Source organism: Paraburkholderia rhynchosiae (genome assembly GCF_002879865.1).
In the GTDB taxonomy this organism is placed as follows: domain Bacteria; phylum Pseudomonadota; class Gammaproteobacteria; order Burkholderiales; family Burkholderiaceae; genus Paraburkholderia; species Paraburkholderia rhynchosiae.
In genome coordinates this window covers 149,040-168,778 of the sequence record NZ_PNXY01000011.1, presented here as the reverse complement: position 1 = coordinate 168,778, position 19,739 = coordinate 149,040, and the positions used below count along the sequence as shown (strand labels likewise).

The following is a 19,739-nucleotide window of genomic DNA, read 5'->3' as shown; positions in this document are numbered from 1 at the left end:
AACAGATAATTAGTGCACCGATTCAAAAATTATGGTTAATCCTATGTGCTGCAAGCGCACGAACTGCCGTTAACCTATGTGTGGGCAAGCACGGACAAGAAAGACAAGCAATGACAAGAACACATGTATGCGGGCAAAGAACAATTGCTTAAACGGGATTGTTCGGCTATAAAAACCGGAAGTTGGACGGATTCACGAGGGAGGTGGGTTATCGAACAGACAGCTCATACAACATCCGTTTTGTCGAGGGCGGTCGCAAAGCGGAGCAATTGCAACGTAACAGTTGGTGCCAGGAATGAGAGACCCACGGCGCCAGGCGTTGAAGACTTCGCTACGTAACGCGGCACACAGAAACACCAATAAATCAAAGACCGAGGGTAACAATGAAAAAATTGGCCACACGCTTCCTGAGAGATAACCGGGGCGTTACAGCTCTGGAATATGGCCTCATCGCGGGGCTCATCGTCGTCGTTATCGGCTCAACCGTGCAGGGTCTCGGTACGCAGCTTAAAACGGCATTTGAGACGGTCGCTAGCCTGTTGCCGACCGCTTCGAGCAGCGGTAATTAAAAAAGCGGTGCAGGTCCCCGGCGAATTTCGCGTGAGCCACTAATTCTTTAGCAGCTCACGCTTTTATTTGCTGTAAAGACCTTGCCTGATAGGCCGCACTCGGACTGCCATTGCAGTCCGGGTGAAATTGTTTCGCCTATCGAGTCCGACATGAAATTACCCGTCGCGCTTCTTTTGCTCATGGTCTGGTGTGCGTGGATCGCGATTTGCGATTACCGCAGCCGGCGTATTTCCAATGCACTTGTCGTTATGGGATCGATGGCGGCGTTCGCGTGCGCCTTAATGCACGTCAGTCCGTCTGGAATCTCGCTGGGCCAGGCCGGGGCCGGCGCTGCCGCTGGCCTCGTCGCGCTGCTGCCATTCTTCGCGATGGGCGTGATGGGCGCGGCGGACGTCAAGGTTTTCGCCGTACCTGGCGCGTGGTGCGGCATACATGCGCTGGTCGGGCTGTGGGCCGTGGCGAGTGTCGCCGCCGGCATACATGCGCTGTGGATACTCATCGCGACCCGGACACGCGTCGCTGTGTTGCTGGAGCGCCGCCAGCCGACGTTCGACCTGGCGGGCCGGCGCTCGCCGCCGTTTGCGGCATGTCTCACCTTGCCGCGGATCGTATGGCTCGCCGCGCAAGTCGCTCCGGGAGGCGTCCGATGAGCCCACGTACGTGCCACGCCCACAAACCGCAAGCTACCAGGCGCGCCGAGCCCATGAATTGCCTGACGCGCACAAAGCGCCTCCAACGCGGCGCCACGGCGATCGAATTCGCCCTTGTGTTCCCGCTTTTCTTCTGCGTGTTCTATGCGCTCGTGACGTTCAGTCTGATTTTCGTCGCGCAGCAGAGCCTCACGCTTGCCAGCGAAGAAGGCGCGCGCGCCGCATTGAATTACCAGAGCGCGAGCAACGTCCCGGCCGCGATCAACCTGCGCGCCGCAGCCGCGTGCACCACGGCAACCAATATGGTCGCGCAGATGATCAACACGGCCGCATGCCAGACCACGCCGGGCGCATGCAGCTATCAGCCCAGCATGACGTGTATCGCGGTGACGCTGACGTACGACTACGCCGCTCATCCTCTGATTCCGAATCTGCCTTTGCTCGGACTCGTGCTGCCCGACAACCTGACCAGTACCGCCACGGTCCAACTCAACCCGGTGAACATACTTTGACTTACGCACGCACTCCTGTCTCGTCGAGTCCTGCCCGTTCATCCGCGCATCCGGGCTGCATGGCCCCGTGCGATTCCTGGCGCGGGCCATCATGCTGAAGCTGACCCGCATCGCGGCCGGCGCGCTGATCGCTCTTGCGCTATTGCTCGGCCTATTCGCCGTGACGCTGTTGCGCCGGCCGGCGCCCGCGCCCGTGACCTCCTTCAAGCAAGCGGTTTTCCCGGTGGTCGTGGCGACCCGCGTTCTGCCCGCGGGCAAGCCGATCGCCGTCGACGCGCTGCGCGTCCAGCCGTTGCCAATCAATCCCAATGGCGCTTTCGCCGATCCATCGCTGCTCGTGGGCCGCTTGCCCGCAGCCGACATCGGCGCGGAGTCGCCCGTGCTCGAACAACAACTGTCGTCGGGACTGGCCGAGCGGATCGAAGCGGGCGAGCGGGCGGTGGCGGTACCCGTCGAGGAATCGAATGCGGTTGGCAACCGCTTGCGGCCAGGCAATTTCGTCGATGTGTTCTTCACGCTCAAACGCGACGGCAATCTGGGCAGCGGCGCGGAAGTCGACCGTACCCAGGCGCGTCTTCTGATGTCGAAAGTGCGCGTTCTCGCGTTTGGCAATGCAACGGCTGGCGGCGACACGTCGGGCGAGCCGAACGGTGTTGTGCGCACGGCAGTGCTCGCCGTGCCGGTTGCGGATGTCGACCGCCTGGCGCTTGCCGAGACGTCCGGGCGGCTGGTGTTCGCGCTGCGCAATCCGAAGGATGCCGAAGTAACCGACGTCGACGCTTTCGCACCGCTGCCGGCCGTCCTGAAGACATCGACGCCAGCGGGCGCGGCGGTGCTACAGGACTCGACGCGTGCCGCGGCCGGCGTCTCGCTCGACGCGTTGTCGGGCGGCGGTGCCAACGCCGCGCCACGGACGCCGTCCGCACCGCGTCCGGCCCCGCCGCCCAGCCGGATAGCGAGGAACGGGGCGAACGCGGGGAACGCTGGCAGCGCGGGCGGGGCAATCGAAGTGATACGGGGTGGGCGCGCCGAAACGGTCGCCCGATAGCGGTTTCAGGGAGCACGCGGCCACGCGCGTCCATAAAAAAATGAACAAACGCATCTTTGGGTACGGGACAACGGCGCTGCTGTGCGGCTCGTCGATGGTCGTGTCGTCGGCGAGCCTGGCTGCGGGCGGCGCGCAAGAACTCGACATCGTGGTCGGGTCGCAGCAGTCGCTCGCGAGCGGACACACGCTGCGGCGTGTCGCGATTGGCGACCCGAGCGTCGCCGACGTGCTCGTCATCAGGGGCGAGAAGGCTGGCGGCGTACTGCTGATCGGCAAGTCGCCGGGCAGTACGAACGTGATGTTGTGGGAGCAGGGCAAGGACACGCCGATGTCGTACGTCGTGAATGTGGGCTCGGCCGCTGCAAAGACATTGATCGGGCCCGGCACGCCTTCGGTCAAGGTGCTCGGCGACACCGCATTGATTTCCGGCGCCGCGCCGACGATGGAAATGCATCAGCGTGCTGTGGCCGCCGCTGAGATTGAGGCGCATCAGCGAGCGGCGCTCGGCAGAGGAGCGAACGGCGGCGCGGCAAGCAATGGCAACGGTAAGGGCAAGGCCAACGGCAATGGTGGCGATGGCGCAAGCGGGGCGGGCGGCACGAATGGCGCGCAGATCTACGACACGTCCACGGTCGCCACCCGTTCGGTCGTGCAAGTCGACGTGCGCGTCGTCGAATTCAGCCGCTCGGTGCTCAAGCAGGTCGGCCTGAACATCCTGAAGCAGAACAACGGCTTTACGTTTGGCTCGTTTGCGCGGTCCGCGCTGACTTCCGCCACCAACGGCCCTGCGCCGTCGTTCACGTCGGTCGCGCCGATCTCGTCGGCGTTCAACCTCGTATTCAACTCGGCCACGCACGGTCTGTTCGCCGACCTGAGCCTGATGGAGAGCAACAACCTCGCGCGGATTCTCGCCGAACCGACGCTCGTCGCGCTGTCCGGACAGAGCGCAAGTTTTCTCGCTGGCGGTGAAATTCCCGTGCCGATTCCGCAGGGTCTCGGCACCACGTCGATCGAATATAAGCCGTACGGCGTGGGCCTCACCCTCACACCGACCGTGCTGAGTCCGCAGCGCATCGCTTTGAAAGTCGCGCCGGAAGCGAGTCAGCTCGACTTCGCGAACGCCGTCACGATCAGCGGCGTGTCCGTGCCCGCGATCACCACGCGCCGCACCGATACGACCGTCGAACTCGGCGACGGCGAGAGCTTCGTGATCGGCGGACTGATCGATCGCGAAACGATTTCGAACGTGGCCAAGGTGCCGCTACTTGGCGACCTGCCGATAATCGGCGCGTTCTTCAAGCAGCTCAACTATCAGCAGAACGACAAGGAACTGGTGATTATCGTGACCCCGCATCTGGTGTCCCCGCTCGCCAGGGGCGCGACCTTGCCGGCCACGCCGGGCGAGCAGGCCGAGCAGCGCAACGCACCGGTGTGGCGTTCATTGTTAGGGGGCGTGGCGTCACGCGACGCCGTGCCGGGATTTTCGAAGTGAGCAGGCGCGGGCGCTCGCGGCCCCAGTCGTGCGGAGTCGTTGGCAGGCGGTCGGCCCGCTCGCGTCGCGACGCGCCGTAGCGGGCGAGGGAAGGCACGAGTAAAAGAAAAGGCAAAGGCGCTCCGGCCGATGCCGCAAGAGGATGGGCACCATGAACGCGAGAACGCATTCATTGACTGAACACGCTGTCACCGACTGTTTCATGTTCGCGTCGCTGGTCGACGAGCACGTGCATTGGCTTTCGGAAACGTTGCTGAGCGCGGGCGCGGTCGAAGCGGTGACGCTCGACCCGTCTATGCTGACGCAGCGTATTGCGACGCTCAACCCCGCGCTGGTCTTCGTGGACTTTTCGGGCGGCCGCGGCGCAGCGGCGAGCGCAGCCACGAGCGCGGTGCGCGCGTTGTATCCCGGTCTGCACATCGTCGCGACAGGTTCGCTCGCGGAGCCCGAAAGCGCGCTTGCCGCGTTGCGCGCTGGCGTGCGCGATTTCATCGACCTGTCGGCGCCCGCCGCCGACGCGCTGCGTATCACGCAGCAGGTGCTCGACAATCTCGTCGAACCGGTAAGCCGGCAGGGCCGCGTCACTGCGTTGCTCGGCGCGCGCATCGGCATGGGCGTGAGCACGCTGGCAACCAATCTTTCGGTGATGCTGCAACGGCGCGACGCGCAGCAGGGCCGACAGACGGCGTTGTTCGATCTCGGCTTGCCCGCTGGCGACGGTCTCCTGATGCTCAACGCGCGCAGCGAATTTCATTTCGTCGAAGCGGTGCGCAATCTGCGGCGCTTCGACCAGACCTTCGTTCACACGGCGCTATCGCATCATCCGAGCGGCCTTGCGTTCACGACGCTGCCGCCCAATCTCGCCGACATGCGCGAGATCTCGTATTCGTCGTCGATCAGTCTGCTCAACCGGCTGCGCGCGTTTTTCGATCAACAGATCGTGGACATGGGCGGCTTTTCCAACATCGAGTTCATCGCGCACGTCGTGCAGTCGTCGGACGAAGCGTGGCTCGTTTGCGATCAGGGCGTGGCGTCGATCGTGTCGGCGGTCGGCGTGCTCGAGGGATTGCGCGACGCGGGTGTGGACACGGCCAACGTCAGATTGATCGTCAACAAGTTCGACGCCGATCTCGGCCTCGCCGCCGCGCAGATCGCGCAGCGTTTGGGCATCGCGCTGCTCGCGGCATTGCCTGACCGGCGCGTCGTGCTCGGACAAACGGCGAATCAGGGGCTGCTGCTCGCCGACTCCAGCGCACGCGATCCATACATCCGCGCGCTCGAACCTTTGATCGAGCGGCTCGCCGGTCCCGCGCACGCGAGCGCGCCGGTGCGCGGCAAGTCCGCGTTAGGCGCGCTCAGGCGCTTCGTTCCCACTTCCTCCAGGCGGTCATAGACGATGGCAAAAGAAATCGAATTCGCCGACAACGCGCCGTCGTTCGCGCAAAGCCAGCAGTTCCAGGATATCAAGAACGCCGCCCACGAACATCTGCTCACGCGTATCGAGGAACTGGGATCGGAGTTCGGCCGCTGGTCGCGTAACGCGATCAACCAGTTCGTCGATCTGGAAATGGATAGCTTCGTGCGGCTACGGCGCATTCCGATCAACGAGGTCGAGGTGCGCGCGATCGCCGAAGCGTTGACGAAAGAACTCGCGGGCTTCGGTCCGATCGAGGATCTGCTCAACGATCCGGCCGTCGAGGACATTCTCATCAACGGCTACAACGATGTGTACGTATCGCGCCATGGCATGCTGGCGAAGATACCAGTGCGTTTCGCGGACAACGCGCACCTGCTGCGCATCGTGCGGCGCATTCTTGCGCCGATCGGGCGGCGTCTGGACGAATCGAATCCGATGGTCGATGCCCGGCTGCCGAACGGCGGACGCGTGAACGTCGTGATCGAGCCTTTGTCGATCGACGGTCCAATCGTCTCGATCCGCAAATTCCGCAAGGACCCGCTGCGCCCCGACGATCTGCTGGGCAACGGCACCTATAGCGCGGAGATCGGCACGTTGCTCGAAGCCGCGGTTCAGGCGCGCTGCAATGTGCTGGTGTCGGGCGGAACGAGTTCCGGCAAGACGTCGCTGCTCAATGCGCTGGCGTTTCACATCCCCGAGCCGGAGCGCGTCGTGACGATCGAGGACACGGCCGAGCTGTCGCTGAACCATCCGCATGTGGTGCGGCTCGAAAGCCGCCCGGGTGGCTTCGACGGCGCCGGTGTCGTGACGATCCGCGACCTGTTGCGCAATACGCTGCGCATGCGCCCGGATCGCATTATTGTCGGCGAAGTGCGCGGTGGCGAGGTGCTCGAAATGCTGCAGGCGATGAACACGGGCCACGACGGTTCGATGGGCACCGTTCACGCGAGTTCGCCGCGCGAGTGCCTGTACCGGCTCGAAATGCTGGCGGGTTTCGCGGGCTTTCAGGGCACCGAGTCGAGCCTGCGCCGGCAGATCGCCAACGCGATCGACTTCATCGTGCAGATTGGACGGCTCTCGAACGGACGCCGCCGCATTCTGTCGATCACGGAGGTCACAGGCCTGTCCGACAACATCATCGCGACGCAAGAGCTTTACCGCTACGAGCCGGTGATGTCGGCGGACGGCGAAGAGCTCGATCAATGGATGTCGCTCGGCATTCATCCGCATTCGCCGAAACTCGCGCGCTTCCGTCAGCCGCTTGGCGACCCGGGCGGCGCTGGCAATGCGGGCAACGGAGGTTTTGGCGGCGGCGGCGGTTTCGGCGGCGGCTTCAATGTCTAGCGCGGCCTTGATCTTTGCCGCGCTCGCGCTGCTGTGCGCGGCGCTCGCACTGCTGATCCTCCAGCGCGGCGCGCAACGCTACGAGCAGGTGAGCGCCGAGCGCTTTATCGATAGCCGCGTGGGCGTCGTGCGGAACACGGCGCCGGCCGCGGCCATGGGCGCGGGAGCGGCAACGGCAACGCGCGGCGCTTCGGCTTCCGCTTCCGGGTCGGGCTCCGGCGCGGCGTCAGGATCGGCTGCCGGACGTCGCGCGGCGCCCGGGATGGCGTTCGCGCCGCAGGCCCCGGCGTCGGGCGCGGACTGGAACACCTACCTGCGGTATGCGAGCGCACGCGCGCGCTACGCGATCGACACGATGCTCAACCGCGCCGGTCTGCGTCACGCGCGCGCGTTGACGATGCTCGTTACCGGCATTGTCGCGACTTTGTGCTTCCTGGCCGGCAGCCGTGGCGGGATTCTGGCCGCTGGCGTCACCCTGTTTGGCTGCGTGGTGTTTCTCTACTTCGCGATGTCGATGCGGGCAACGAGGCGCCGCCAGGCGATTGTGCGGCAACTGCCGTCGTTTCTCGACGGCATCGTCCGCCTGATCACGCTCGGCAACAGCGTGCCCGCCGCGTTCCAGGCTTCCCTGCAAACCACCGAGGCGCCGCTGCGCGAATGCCTCGATCATGTTTCGAGGATGCTGAGATCGGGCGTGGAGATCGACCGCGCGCTATCTCACGTCGCGGTGCTCTACGGCACGCGCGAACTGGAACTGGTGGGCGCGGTGCTGAGGCTGTCGGTCAAATACGGCGGACGCGCCGACGTGATGCTCGATCGAATGTCGTCGTTCATGCGCGACCTGGAGCAAGCGGAGCGGGAACTCATCGCGATGTCGTCGGAAACGCGGCTGTCGTCCTGGGTGCTCGGCATGTTGCCCATCGGCATCGGCGGATTTCTGATTTTGACGAACCCGCGTTATTTCGGCTCGATGTGGTTCGATCCGGGCGGCCGCCAGATTCTGTACCTTGCCTTCGCGCTGCAACTGACAGGCGCGTATCTGCTTTACCGGCTAGCCCGGTTGAAGGGATGACGATGCAGCCGACCCAGCTTCTCGCACTTGCTCTCGTTGTCGCGGCTGCCGCTTTGCTGCTCCTTGCCGGCTTGCTGATCGCGCGTCTTGCCGCGGCGCGCCGCAGCGTTCGCACGCTCGCGCATGCACTCGATGAGCGCGCGTTGCAAAGCGCGGTGGCCGCGACGGCGCGCGTCGATCAAAGCGCAGTGAAGGCGTCCAATGCGGCCAACGGGTCAAATGCATCCCATTCGCCGAATGCATCGGCATTGCGCGGCGTCGCGCCGCACGGCACACGCCGGGACGGTATCGAGGGCTTGCTCGAACGTTGCGCCGACGCAGGCAGCCGCTGGCTCGATACGTCCATTGGCCGGCAAGTCGTGGCGCAGGAGGACCGGCGCCTGCTCGAACAATGCGGTTTCGTGGATGTCCGCGCGCGCGGACTTTTCCTGATCGCACGGATCGTCGGCGCGATTGTATTGCCGCTCGTCGTCGCCGCGCTCGGACACGCACAGGTCGACCGTCCGCGCTATGTGTTGGCGGTCATCGTTGCGTTCGTGTGCGGTGTGATGGCGCCGAAGCTGGTGTTGCGCCGGCGTGCGGCGGCGCGCTGCAGCGCGGTCGTCGATGAACTGCCTATGCTCGTTGACCTGTTGCGCCTGTTGCAAGGCGTGGGCCTCTCGCTCGATCAGAGCCTTCAGGTCGTGGTCAACGATTTTGGCGGCGTGTTGCCGGTGCTGTCGAGCGAACTGGAAATCGCACAGCGCCAGTTCGCTGCCGGCCGCACGCGCGAGCAGTCGCTGTCGCGGCTTGCATCGAGCTTCCAGAACGAGGACTTGCGCGCGGTCGTGCGCCTGCTGATTCAGGTGGACCGTCACGGCGGCGCGGTGCAGGAGCCGCTGAAGCAGTTCGGCGACCGGCTGCGTGAAACGCGCCGCGCGATGCTGCGCGAACGGATTGGCCGGATGGCGGTAAAGATGACCGGCGTGATGGTTCTGACACTGCTTCCAGCACTGATGATCGTCACGGCGGGGCCGGGCGTGTTGTCGGTGTCGCACTCGCTCAAGGCGATGCATCGATAAGGATATGGCGATGAAATCGATCAAGATACCGAAATATTCAACGCATGCGGCGCGCTGTGCTTGCGCCGCATTGGTGCTAGGCCTGCTGGGCGCGTGTGCGTCGAAGGAATCCGGCTATGGCGTCGGCCCGCAGGCCGAGCGCGAGGCGTTCTTGCAGCAGGCGAGGCGCGACCCCGCGCCCGACACGCCTGGCATGTATCTCGGCCTGATCGACCGGATGCAGTCGCAAGGCTTGTACTTCGCGTCGCTCGCGCATATCGACGCGTACGAGAAACAGTACGGCCTCACGCCCGATTCGATCCTGTTGCGCGCGGAGGCTCTGCGCATGACCGATCAGCCCGAGGCGAGCGCGTTGGCCTATACGCAGTTGTTGCAGACGCCGCTTGCTTCGCGCGGTTATCGCGGGCTTGGGTTGATCGCGGGCGCGCAGGGCGATTTCGGCCGCGCGGCAAGCGAGCTCCAACAAGCCGCGCAACTCGCGCCGACCGATCCACTCGTGCTGTCCGATCTCGGCTATGCGCGTCTGCGTGCGGGCGATGTCGCCGGTGCGCGCGTGCCGTTGATGAAGGCCGCGGAACTCGATTCGGCCAATCCGAAGATCGTCAGCAACATCGCGCTGTTTCTGCTGGCGAACGGGCAAGCAGAGCAGGCGCAAGCGGTGATGAACCAGCAGAAACTCGCACCCGACGTACGCGCGGCAATCCGCGGCGACGCGGCGAAAGTCGCCGCCGCCGGGCGCTCAGTGGGGCATGGAGCGCCGGCCGGCATGTCCGGTCCGCAGGGCTTGCAAGCGGCGCCGGTGGGCGCGGTCGCGAGCACACCGAACAGGATGGAACAGGCGCCGCGTCTGCTGCAGCGGTTTGCACAATGACAGGCGCGGCCGCAGGGGGTAGCGTGAAAAACAATGAATGGAATGCCGTACGGCGGCGGCTTATGGCGCGCGTGTTGATGCTCATGCTGGCGAGCAGCGCAGCGGCGAACGCATGCGCGGAGTCCGCCGGAGTCGCCGGTTCCGCGGCAGCGGACCAGCAGCCAGTTGCCCGCAGCGAGGTCGGACATTCCACATCGGCATGGCTCGATCTTCAGCGTAGCAACGCACAGGCCGCGCCCGTCCAGCCGATGCCGGGCGAAGAAGCAGGGCTCGCGTATCGGCGCTACATGCAGTCGTTCAGATCGAAGATCCCCGATCTGTACGGCTCGGCGCTTAGTCAGGGCAGCGGCGGCGGACAGGGCGGCGGTATGACCGGTCAATTGCCGCAGAACTGATATGCCATTACGCGTTCCCACTCGCCGCCATTCGCGATGCGTCCGTTCGATGCGCATGCGTCGTGGCGCCGCCGTCGCTCTCCTTGTCGCTGTCCCTGTCGCTGTGCCTGTCGCTGCGGCCGCGCGCAAACAGCGCGGCGCGATTGCATTGCTGGCGGCGGTGTGGGTGAGCCTCGCGATTGTGGCGCTGGGGGCCGTGGATATCGGCCACTTCTATTACGCGCGCCGCGATTTGCAGCGCACCGCCGATCTCGCGGCGGCAGCCGGTGTGCAGCTGATCGGCAGCGCGGGCGGCTGCACGGCGGCTGCCAGCTCCGCGCAGCTGAACGCGACCGCCAATGGCTTGCAAGGCGCCGGCACCGTCCAGTCCACTTGCGGACGATGGGACCCGTCGGCTAACGCCGGGCAATCGCATTTCGCCGCGTCGGGCGCGCCGCTGAACGCGTTGCAGGTGGTCGTTAGCAGGCCGGTGTCGTTTCTGTTTCTGGGCGGCCAGACGCGCGAGCTGACGGCGAGCGCCGTCGCGCAGGCCACCAATATTCGCTCCTTCTCGCTCAGCACCTCAGTGGCGAGCCTGTCGGGCGGGCTCGTCAACGGGCTGTTGAATGGCCTGCTCGGCACCAATGTGAATCTCGACGTGGCGTCGTATCAGGGACTCGCCACCGCGCAGGTGAAACTGCTCGACCTCGCCGCCGCGCTCGGCGTCGCCTCGATGTCGCAGTTGCTGCAGACGGAAGTCACCTTCGCGCAGCTCGCTTCGGCGATGGCCACCGTGCTCAGCCAGGGCAATGTGGCTAGCGCGAGCGCGATCAGCGGACTGAACACGATTGCGAGCGCGTCGACGGGCACGACGACGGGCGCCACGACGATGAACATCGGCAACACGACGAGCACGAGCGGCTTGCTGGCGATAGGTCTCGCCAATCCGGAAGCGGCGGCGTCGGCCACCATCAATGCACTCGACGCGCTGATAGTGGCCGCCGAGATCGCGCATGGCACATCGGCTGTCAACCTGGGCACCGCGCTCAATCTGAGTCCGGTCGCGAATGTGACGGCGCAGGTGCGGATTCTGCAGCCGCCGGTGATCGCGGTCGGTGAGGCCGGCGTCTACGCTGACGGCACCTACCGCACGAGCGCGCATTCGGCGGCCATCCAGTTGTATCTCAACGTCAAGCTGGTCAACGTCAGTATTCCGTCGCTCGTCAATATCAGCGTGCTGAACCTGCCGATTTACCTCGAAGTCGCGCAGAGCACTGCCGATCTGCAAAGCACGCAATGTTCGACGCAAAAATCCACCAGTTATAGCTGGATCTCGGCGACGCCAGGCGTGACCGCGCTCTGTGTGGGCGGCGACGCATTGAGCAACCTGACGAACACCACTGTACCAACGGCGTGCTCGCAACCCGCGCCGCTGACCTCGGTCAGCTTGCCGCTGATCAGTCTCGGCGTGATCGATGTGTCGGTCGGGAGCACCTCGCCGGCGAATGGCTTTAATCTGACTTTGCAGCCGCCGCAAGCGACCGTCTTCAGGTTCAACAACGTAACCGGCGACAGCGACGACTATCAGAGCACCAACACCAACGGCCTCGGTTCGGCGACAGGCGGTCTCGTCAGTCAGCTTGCGGCCGGGCTCGCGGGCTCGATGCGCGCAAGGGCGCTCGGCGTCGACATCACGGGGAGCGCTGGGCCACTCTTGAGCGGGCTCGCGGTCCTGCTCACACCCGTTCTGAATTCGCTCGACCTGCTTCTCGTTCCGCTCCTGCAACTCCTGGGTGTGCAGGTCGGCGTCAGCACGGTCCATGATCTCGGACTTGCCTGCGGTCAGGCACAACTGGTTTATTGATTCGGCGACCATGAGAACCACCATCAAAATCGAGGAACTCGATATCTACGTCTGGGAGGGCAAGGCCGACATCGTCGACCGGGTCGCGCGCTGCATGGCGAGCTTCGATGTGGAAGTGATCCGTGCGGACGACATTGCAATCTCGCCCGAGCGTACCGCGCTGCGCCCGTCGCTCGCGATCATCAGCGTTTCGGTGATCGACAGCGGCGCGCTGATTCTGCGCGACTGGCAGGCCGCGCATGGCATCCCGGTCGTGTGGGTCGGCGCCGCGCCGCGCGGCCACGATCCATCGATGTACCCAGCCGAGTATTCGCACATCCTGCCGCTCGATTTCACCTGCGCCGAGTTGCGCGGCATGGTGACGAAGCTCGTGCTGCAAATGCGCGCGCACAGCGCGAAGACGCACGAGTCCGACGCGATCATCGCGAACTCAGAGTGCATGCAGGCGCTGCTGCACGAAGTGGATACCTTCGCCGACTGCGACACGAGCGTTCTCGTGCATGGCGAAACGGGCGTCGGCAAGGAGCGCATCGCGCAACTGCTGCACGATAAACACAGCCGCTACGGACAAGGGCCGTTCGTCGCAGTGAATTGCGGCGCGATTCCGGACGGACTTTTCGAGTCGCTCTTCTTCGGTCACTCGAAGGGCTCGTTTACCGGCGCGGTTGTCGCCCATAAAGGCTACTTCGAGCAGGCCGACGGCGGCACGCTGTTCCTCGATGAAATCGGCGATCTGCCGCTCTACCAGCAGGTCAAGCTTCTGCGCGTGCTCGAAGACAGTGCGGTCACGCGGATCGGCTCGGCGACGCCTGTGAAACTCGACTTCCGCCTCGTAGCGGCGACCAATAAACATCTGCCGCGGCTCGTGAAGGACGGTGCATTTCGCGCCGATCTCTATTACCGGCTGGCGGTGATCGAGCTGAAGATTCCGTCGCTGGAAGAGCGGGGCGCGGTGGACAAGATCGCGATTTTCAAGGCGTTGATCGCGCAGGTGGTGGGCGGCGAGCGCCTCGCGGCTTTGCCCGATCTGCCGTACTGGCTCGCGGACGCCGTCGCCGATACTTATTTCCCGGGCAACGTGCGCGAGTTGCGCAACCTGGCCGAACGGATCGGTGTAACGGTGCGCCAGATCGGCGCATGGGATGCCGCACGCCTGCAGCGTCTCATCGCGCTTGCCCGCAGCACGCTGCCGGTGCCGGCCGAGAACGCGGCGCAAGTGCTGGTGGACCGCAGCAAATGGGACATGGTCGAGCGCAACCGGGTGCTTGCCGCACTCGACGCCAACAACTGGCGGCGTCAGGACACGGCGCTCTATCTGGGCATTAGCCGCAAGGTGCTGTGGGAAAAAATGCGCAAGTATCAAATTTTCGACGAGGAACCCGAAATCCGCGAAAGTGAGTAATAATGAGACGATTGGGAACTAAAACAAAAACTGTCGAAGCAGGAATTACATGGACCAAAAATCGAAACTACGACAGATCGCTGCCGCCGCGATCATGGCGTTGGGGGTAGTACAAGGCGTGAACGCGCAGGCTCAGCCTGAGAACAACGGAACGGCCGGGGTCGTTTCTCAACCGGCTACGACAACCGCATTGCTGTCCGCGGCGCAGCCGGCGCAGGCGCAAGTTCAGACCTCCGCGCTGACGCCCGAGGAAGCAAAGCAATCCGCCGCGGGGAACGTCGCGGAATTGCAGCAGATGATCAAGGGCTCGGATCTCAGCGAGTTGCGCACCACGTACAACGGCAGCTATGGAACGAGCTTGCTGTTCCTCGGCAAGGACATGACGTACTACGTCGCGCTGTTCCAGCAGAAGAACTTCTGGCGCGTGATCAAGACGCAGGACGCCGCGCGCGCCGAAATGATCTACCGCGATTTCGTGCGCCAGACCGTCCAACTGTCCGACGTCGAAATTCGCCGCACGCAACTCGAAGCGCAGAAGGCGTTCACCGAACGCATGATCGCGTTGTCGCAGGGTCGTGCGAACCGTCTGCAGGCCGACCTCGACGTCGCGCGTCAGCAGCAGACTATCGTGGCGAACCAGCAGCAGCAGACCCGCGCGGAAACGGTCGCGCTCGCTCAGCAAAAGACGGCCGCGCAGGAGCAATTGCGTACCGCGCAGCGTCAGGTGCGCGAGTTGCAGCGGCAACTGGAAAGCGGCTTGCCTTCACACTGACACGAGCAGTCTGACGAGTCGCACATGAGCCGGACGCAGCGGTGTACAGGCGCCGCCCGGCTCACCGATACGGCGCGTTGCCCGAGCGGTATTGCCATTCGCGTCAAGTCCGCGCGCCTGCCTTCGGCAGCATGCGCGTCGATTCTCGCCGCGCGCTAGCGCCGCTTCTTTTCCCCCGCCGGCTGTTCTTTTTCCGACGCGCGATGCGACTCCCTCTCATGCACGGCGATTGGGTCGCTTGCGGGGAAGCTTTCTTCCAGCGCCTCGTCGAGGCGGCTATCGGTCGAGTCCGTCGCCGGCTGCTTTTCGGCAGGCGGTGATGCAGTGTGCTTCTTGCTCGTCATGACAGTCTCCCTGTGGACAAAGTCGACGATTGAGCATAGCGCAAACATTGGATCCGCGACATTGGCCGAATGGCGTAGCCCGCGCGATCGGCGTCCGCGCGGTAGCCGCGCATCGACGCGCGCGAGCGCAAACGTTGAATAAAAGAAAAACTTAAAACGTAAGCTCGCCGGCTCGTTTTCCGTGTGTCGCAGGCAATACAGCGCGGAAAATCAAAACCATCGCCGGCCGCGTGGACCGGCCTTACACCGCCTGCCGCGAACCTGCAATGTCCAGCTCGGGAGGGGCGCAAACAGAATCCGCGAACAACAAGGCAGCGAACACCATGGACAAGAAACCCGTGCGCGCGAAGCGTTTCAACGCTTCACACGTGGTGGAGGCAGAGTTGGAGCATCTGGATTGGGCAACGAAGCAGCCGGCGCAACGCATGCTGGACGCCGTCTACTGGCGGCGTCGCGTGCGGGCGGTTAGGTGCGGATTCGAACTGACAGAGAAACAGGTAGCGCGGGTAGAGAAAATTCTGCAGCGGCTCGGTCCTCGGACGGAGTGACCGGACGCCGCGGCGGCCGGTTACCGCTTACTTACTCCTGGCCGCCGTTGTTGCCGCCGCCGTTATTGCCGTTATTGCCGTTATTGCCGTGATTACCGTGATTACCGTGGTTGCCACCGTCGCCGCCGCCCGTGCCGAACAGACGCCGGCGGCGCGTCACGACCACCGGGCCGTCAGACGCGCTGCCGCGATCCGACGCGGGTCGGTCGGACGACGGCGCACCGTACGATTCGCGTGGTTCGCGCGGTTCCCGATGCTCGCGCGGTTCCCGCGAGCCGTGCGGCCCGCGTGTGGTGTGTTCGCCATGCGAAGGGCGGCCCGCGCGCGGAGCCGGACGGGTTCCGGTATCGAGCTGGATCGTCGAGATGGCGCGCTTGTAGATGCCTTGCAGGCCGACGGGCGTGCGCAGCATCACCAGGTACTGATCGAACGACTCGATGCAACCTGTCAGGCGAATGCCGTTGACAAGATAGATCTCAACGCGCTTTCGTTCTTTGCGCGCGGCGTTCATGAAGTCGTTTTGCGGATGCGATTCTGCGGAAGCCATGGACAATTCAGGTTAGAAAGACGGTTGTTCGCCGCGATTCTACCCTGTGCGGGGGCAGAACGCGTCGGCGGGCGAACTGCGTCCACTATAACGGCTTGCGCTCACATAAGCACCTGATAACTATTGGCTGTAACGTTGAGTTACGAAATCAGCCGACGATTGACTGGCGTATTCCGCCACCGTTCGCCGTCCCGGACGCGGATGGCGGAAAAAGTGGGCGCATGGTGGCGCATAGGTGGAATAAATCACCGGGCGCTTGCGTTAAGTCGAGTAGGGCAACACGCACGGCACTCGAGTAAGCGCTACAGCGCCAACTCTGGTCGACCGCGTTGCATGGGACCAGAGTAAGCGCTACAGCGCCAACTCTGGTCGACCGCGTTGCATGGGACCAGAGTAAGCGCTACAGCGCCAACTCTGGTCGACCGCGTTGCATGGGACCAGAGGAAGCGCTACAGCGCCAACTCTGGTCGACCGCGTTGCATGGGACCAGAGTAAGCGCTGTAGCGCTAACTCTGGTCGACACAGGAGACTCACTATGAAAGCATTCCGCGTCCTCAGCGTCATCTTCATGCTGCTCACGCTTGCGTTGGGTTCGCTCGCCACGAGCGCCTGCACGTCCACGGCCGACAACAGCGCTTCGAGCACCAGCGGCGGTAGCAGCAGTGGCGGCGGCTACTGAGCGTTGCGCGCCGCGTGAGTTTTGAAGCGGAAGTGATTTCGTGGCTCCCGCAGTTGCGCCGCTATGCGCGCGCGCTGACGGGTGACCGCGCCTGGGCCGACGACCTCGTGCAGGATACGGCGGAGCGTGCGCTCGCGCGCTGGACGGCGTTCCGGCCGAACAGCAATCTGCGCGCGTGGCTGCTCACTATCCTGCGGCATCTCTATATCGATCAACTTCGCGGCCGCCGCGAGATTGCCATCGACGACGAAAGCGCGCCCTGGCGCAATCTTGAAGCGCCGCAACGCGAGGTCGACGGTCTGGTGCTGCGTGACCTTCAGCGTGCGCTGTATTGCCTGCCGCTCGAGCAGCGTGAAGTGCTGTTGCTCGTCTGCGTGGAGGAACTGACTTATCAGGAGGCGTCGAAGGCGCTCGGCGTGCCGGTCGGCACGGTGATGTCACGTCTGTCGCGCGCACGCGAGCATCTGCGCGCGTTGCTGGAAGAACCCGCTCAGGGGCCGGCGCGCAAGCCGCCGCCGTTGAAAGTAGTGAGAAATCCGCGATGAATAACGACCACGATTCCAGCTTGCCCGACGGGGTAGACCTGCGAGCGCTGTCGGCGTTTGTCGACGGCGAGGTGACGCAGGCCGAGCGCGAGCGCATCGCGGCGCTGCTCGGGCAGCATCCGCAAGCCGCTGCGCGCGTCGCGGCATGGCGCGCGCAAAAGGCCGCGCTGCGCGCGCTGTGCGGCGCCCCGCCGAGCGACGCGCGCCGCGCTTCCGATGAACAAGCCGAACGAGCGGAACAGGCCGGGCGTAATGAGGCCCATGATGCGGACGACCCCGCTGTCATCGTCCTGCGTCCGCGCGCGCCGTGGTGGCAGCGTGTCGGTATCGCGGCGTGCTGGCTTGCCGTGGGCGCGGGGCTCGCGCTGGCGCTGGGTCCGCTCGCGCCGCGCCTGACCGGCGGCGCGTGGAACGGGTTGGGCGCGCGGCCGCCGAGCTTCGCGGAGCGCGCCGACGTCGCCTACGCGGTGTACACGCCCGAGCGGCGTCATCCTGTGGAAGTTGCGGCGAGCGACGAAGAACATCTGATCAACTGGCTCTCGAAACGTCTGAACCGGCCGCTTTCCGTGCCGTCGTTGCAGGAATACGGCTATTCGCTGGTGGGCGGCCGTCTGTTGCCCGGCGAAGCGGGACCGGCCGCGCAGTTCATGTACGAGAACCGCGCCGGCGCGCGGCTCACGCTGTATGTGACCGGCACCGCGCGCGACGAGACCGCGTTCCGCCTGTTGCGCGACGGCAACCGGCGCACCTTCTACTGGATCAACGACGGCATGGGCTACGCGTTGTCGGGGCCGATCGCGGAAGGCAAGCTGCGCTCGATCGCCGTCGACGTCTGCAGCGCGCTCGGCGGCAAGCCCGAAACGTGGCAGTAGCGCGGCGTTATTGCGTTGCTCGTCGCTTCCTATACTTCGATACATGGCCACGCCTACGTCGCCGCAAGTCGACGCATGCAAGGCGTGCCGTGCCGCGATGACGAAAGAAGCGGCGAATGCTCGAGCGCACGAGCGCCGGCCGTTCCGCCGCCGAAGGAGAGCCCTTGACCCGCAGCCTGCCGCCGAAAGTTTCCGCCGCGCAGTTCGACCGTGCGCTCGCCGCCTGGCGCTCGATTGTCGGTGAGCCGCACGTCGTGAATTCGGCGACTGGACTCTCCGCCTATCTCGATCCGTTCGCGCCCGGCGAGCGCGAGGCGTTTTCGGCGAGCGCCGCGCTAGTGCCCGCATCCGTCGATGAAATTCGCGCGGTACTGCGCGTAGCGAATCAATATCGCATTCCGTTGTGGACGGTCTCGACCGGGCGCAATTTCGCGTACGGCGGCGCGGCGCCACGTCTCGCCGGCTCGGTCGTGCTCGATCTGCAACGGATGAACCGCATCATCGAGGTCAATGAAACCCTCGGTTATGCGCTGGTCGAGCCGGGCGTGAGCTACTTCGATCTGTACGCGCATCTGCGCGACAAGGGCTACCGGCTTTGGGTCGATCCGCCGGCGGCTGGTTGGGGCAGCGTGGTCGGCAATACGCTCGAACGCGGCTTCGGCTACACGGCGTATGGCGATCATGCGGCCACGCAATGCGGGATGGAAGTGGTGCTGGCCAACGGCGACGTCTTACGCACGGGCATGGGCGCAATCGACACAAGCACCGCGTGGCAGCTTTATCAGCCGGGCTATGGACCGTCGTTCGACGCGATGTTCATGCAGTCGAACTACGGCATCGTCACGAAGCTCGGCGTATGGCTGATGCCCGCGCCGCCTGCGTATCTGCTCGGTGAAATCCAGTTTCGCCATGAGGCGGATCTCGAAGCCATCGTCGAAACCTTGCGGCCGTTGCGGCTCGATGAAACGATCCGCAACCACGCGGTGATCGAAGGTGGTTTGCGTCGCGCGGCAGGATTGTCGGCGCGTGCCCAGTGGTACGACGGTCCCGGCCCGATGCCCGAGAGCGCGGTGGCCGCGATGCTCGACAAGCTGAACGTCGGGCGCTGGAACCTGCATTTCGCGCTGTACGGCACGCCTGAACTGATCGACGCGCGCTACGCGATCGTGCAGCGGGCGTTCGCGCGCGTGCCGCAAGCGCGGCTCTTCGCGAGGCGTTATGCGGGCGATGCGCAGCCCACGGCGGGTGGCGACCGCAATCTTGCGGGCATCCCGGCGATGAGCGCGTTTCGCATGCTCGACTGGCGCGGCGGCGCGGGCGCGCATGTAGACTTCGCGCCGGTGTGCCCCGCGACCGGGCGCGATGCGCTGCGCCAATACTTCATGGTAAAGGCGCGCGCCGCGGAATACGGCTTCGATTACTACGGCGGTTTTACGGCGGGCGTGCGTCATCTGCATCACATTTTTGCGGCGATTTTCGATCGGGACGACGCCGGCCAGGTCGAGCAGGCCGGCGCGTTATTGCGTTCGCTGATGAGCGATGCGCGTGCGGCCGGTTACGGTGAATATCGCGCCCATCTCGCGTATATGGATTTCGCCGCTGCACAGTACAGCTTCAACGACGGCGCGTTGCTGCGGCTGTCGGAAACGATCAAGGACGCGCTCGACCCGAACGGCATTCTCGCGCCGGGCAAGCAGGGCATCTGGCCGGCGGCATGGCGCGACCGGCGCGGATATACCTGACCGGCAGGAACGA

At 64.6% G+C, this 19,739-nt stretch carries 21 protein-coding genes; 19 read left to right on the top strand and 2 right to left on the bottom strand.

Features of this window, described 5'->3' with window-relative positions; all coding sequences use genetic code 11:
- The first annotated feature begins 383 nt into the window (after positions 1-383).
- The 14 genes from C0Z16_RS17490 to C0Z16_RS17425 all read left to right on the top strand — a co-directional run bounded on the left by C0Z16_RS17490 (position 384) and on the right by C0Z16_RS17425 (position 14,449).
- Complete coding sequence (locus C0Z16_RS17490) at positions 384-569, top strand: Flp family type IVb pilin (protein ID WP_102633368.1); 186 nt, start codon at positions 384-386, stop codon at positions 567-569.
- A 150-nt stretch (positions 570-719) separates the two neighbouring features.
- A complete protein-coding gene (locus C0Z16_RS17485) occupies positions 720-1,220 on the top strand; it encodes an A24 family peptidase (RefSeq protein WP_175130681.1) in 501 nt (166 codons plus the stop codon).
- Between the two features lie 53 nt (positions 1,221-1,273).
- Entirely contained in the window at positions 1,274-1,732 is a 459-nt protein-coding gene (locus tag C0Z16_RS17480; RefSeq protein WP_102633367.1) for a TadE/TadG family type IV pilus assembly protein, read from the top strand.
- Positions 1,733-1,823: 91 nt separating this feature from the next.
- Positions 1,824-2,780: a Flp pilus assembly protein CpaB gene (gene cpaB / locus C0Z16_RS17475; protein ID WP_102633366.1), complete on the top strand. Its 957-nt coding sequence runs from the start codon at positions 1,824-1,826 to the stop codon at positions 2,778-2,780.
- Positions 2,781-2,820: 40 nt separating this feature from the next.
- Complete coding sequence (locus C0Z16_RS17470; protein WP_102633434.1) at positions 2,821-4,272, top strand: type II and III secretion system protein family protein; 1,452 nt, start codon at positions 2,821-2,823, stop codon at positions 4,270-4,272.
- A gap of 151 nt (positions 4,273-4,423) precedes the next feature.
- The gene (locus C0Z16_RS17465) at positions 4,424-5,665 is read left to right on the top strand and encodes a fimbrial protein (protein WP_102633433.1); all 1,242 of its coding nucleotides are present in this window, start codon (positions 4,424-4,426) and stop codon (positions 5,663-5,665) included.
- A gap of 3 nt (positions 5,666-5,668) precedes the next feature.
- The gene (locus C0Z16_RS17460) at positions 5,669-7,033 is read left to right on the top strand and encodes a CpaF family protein (RefSeq protein ID WP_102633365.1); all 1,365 of its coding nucleotides are present in this window, start codon (positions 5,669-5,671) and stop codon (positions 7,031-7,033) included.
- Complete coding sequence (locus tag C0Z16_RS17455; protein ID WP_102633432.1) at positions 7,026-8,105, top strand: type II secretion system F family protein; 1,080 nt, start codon at positions 7,026-7,028, stop codon at positions 8,103-8,105. The genes C0Z16_RS17460 and C0Z16_RS17455 overlap by 8 nt, the downstream gene beginning before the upstream one ends.
- Positions 8,106-8,107: 2 nt before the next feature.
- The gene (locus C0Z16_RS17450; protein ID WP_102633431.1) at positions 8,108-9,166 is read left to right on the top strand and encodes a type II secretion system F family protein; all 1,059 of its coding nucleotides are present in this window, start codon (positions 8,108-8,110) and stop codon (positions 9,164-9,166) included.
- A gap of 10 nt (positions 9,167-9,176) precedes the next feature.
- On the top strand, positions 9,177-10,037 hold the full coding sequence (locus C0Z16_RS17445) for a tetratricopeptide repeat protein (protein ID WP_102633430.1): 861 nt from the start codon (positions 9,177-9,179) through the stop codon (positions 10,035-10,037).
- A 23-nt stretch (positions 10,038-10,060) separates the two neighbouring features.
- A complete protein-coding gene (locus C0Z16_RS17440; RefSeq protein WP_102633429.1) occupies positions 10,061-10,432 on the top strand; it encodes a DUF3613 domain-containing protein in 372 nt (123 codons plus the stop codon).
- A gap of 49 nt (positions 10,433-10,481) precedes the next feature.
- Positions 10,482-12,275 carry a TadG family pilus assembly protein gene (locus C0Z16_RS17435; RefSeq protein WP_244201259.1) on the top strand — a complete coding sequence of 598 codons (1,794 nt, stop codon included), beginning with the start codon at positions 10,482-10,484 and terminating at the stop codon, positions 12,273-12,275.
- A 10-nt stretch (positions 12,276-12,285) separates the two neighbouring features.
- Positions 12,286-13,677, top strand: coding sequence for a sigma 54-interacting transcriptional regulator (locus C0Z16_RS17430; RefSeq protein WP_102633363.1), 1,392 nt, complete (start codon positions 12,286-12,288; stop codon positions 13,675-13,677).
- A gap of 49 nt (positions 13,678-13,726) precedes the next feature.
- Positions 13,727-14,449, top strand: coding sequence for a DUF2968 domain-containing protein (locus C0Z16_RS17425; protein ID WP_102633362.1), 723 nt, complete (start codon positions 13,727-13,729; stop codon positions 14,447-14,449).
- 155 nt (positions 14,450-14,604) lie between these two features.
- Here C0Z16_RS17425 and C0Z16_RS17420 read toward each other — a convergent pair whose 3' ends face one another.
- Complete coding sequence (locus C0Z16_RS17420; RefSeq protein ID WP_102633361.1) at positions 14,605-14,793, bottom strand: hypothetical protein; 189 nt, start codon at positions 14,791-14,793, stop codon at positions 14,605-14,607.
- A gap of 323 nt (positions 14,794-15,116) precedes the next feature.
- Between C0Z16_RS17420 and C0Z16_RS17415 the strand changes: the two genes are divergently transcribed.
- Positions 15,117-15,341, top strand: coding sequence for a hypothetical protein (locus C0Z16_RS17415; protein WP_102633360.1), 225 nt, complete (start codon positions 15,117-15,119; stop codon positions 15,339-15,341).
- Positions 15,342-15,372: 31 nt separating this feature from the next.
- Here the strand turns inward: C0Z16_RS17415 and hfq are convergent, their stop codons facing one another.
- A complete protein-coding gene (hfq, locus tag C0Z16_RS17410) occupies positions 15,373-15,888 on the bottom strand; it encodes an RNA chaperone Hfq (RefSeq protein ID WP_102633359.1) in 516 nt (171 codons plus the stop codon).
- Positions 15,889-16,423: 535 nt separating this feature from the next.
- Between hfq and C0Z16_RS38185 the strand changes: the two genes are divergently transcribed.
- The 4 genes from C0Z16_RS38185 (at position 16,424) to C0Z16_RS17390 (ending at position 19,726) form a co-directional block, all read left to right on the top strand.
- Positions 16,424-16,567 (top strand): hypothetical protein, encoded by a 144-nt coding sequence (locus C0Z16_RS38185; RefSeq protein WP_167403535.1) that lies wholly within the window; start codon positions 16,424-16,426, stop codon positions 16,565-16,567.
- A gap of 14 nt (positions 16,568-16,581) precedes the next feature.
- Positions 16,582-17,112 (top strand): sigma-70 family RNA polymerase sigma factor, encoded by a 531-nt coding sequence (locus C0Z16_RS17400; protein WP_102633358.1) that lies wholly within the window; start codon positions 16,582-16,584, stop codon positions 17,110-17,112.
- Complete coding sequence (locus C0Z16_RS17395) at positions 17,109-17,984, top strand: anti-sigma factor (RefSeq protein WP_102633357.1); 876 nt, start codon at positions 17,109-17,111, stop codon at positions 17,982-17,984. Before C0Z16_RS17400 ends, C0Z16_RS17395 begins: the two co-directional genes overlap by 4 nt.
- Positions 17,985-18,148: 164 nt before the next feature.
- Positions 18,149-19,726, top strand: a complete 1,578-nt coding sequence (locus C0Z16_RS17390) for an FAD-binding oxidoreductase (RefSeq protein WP_102633428.1) — start codon at positions 18,149-18,151, stop codon at positions 19,724-19,726.
- The last annotated feature ends 13 nt before the right edge of the window (positions 19,727-19,739 follow it).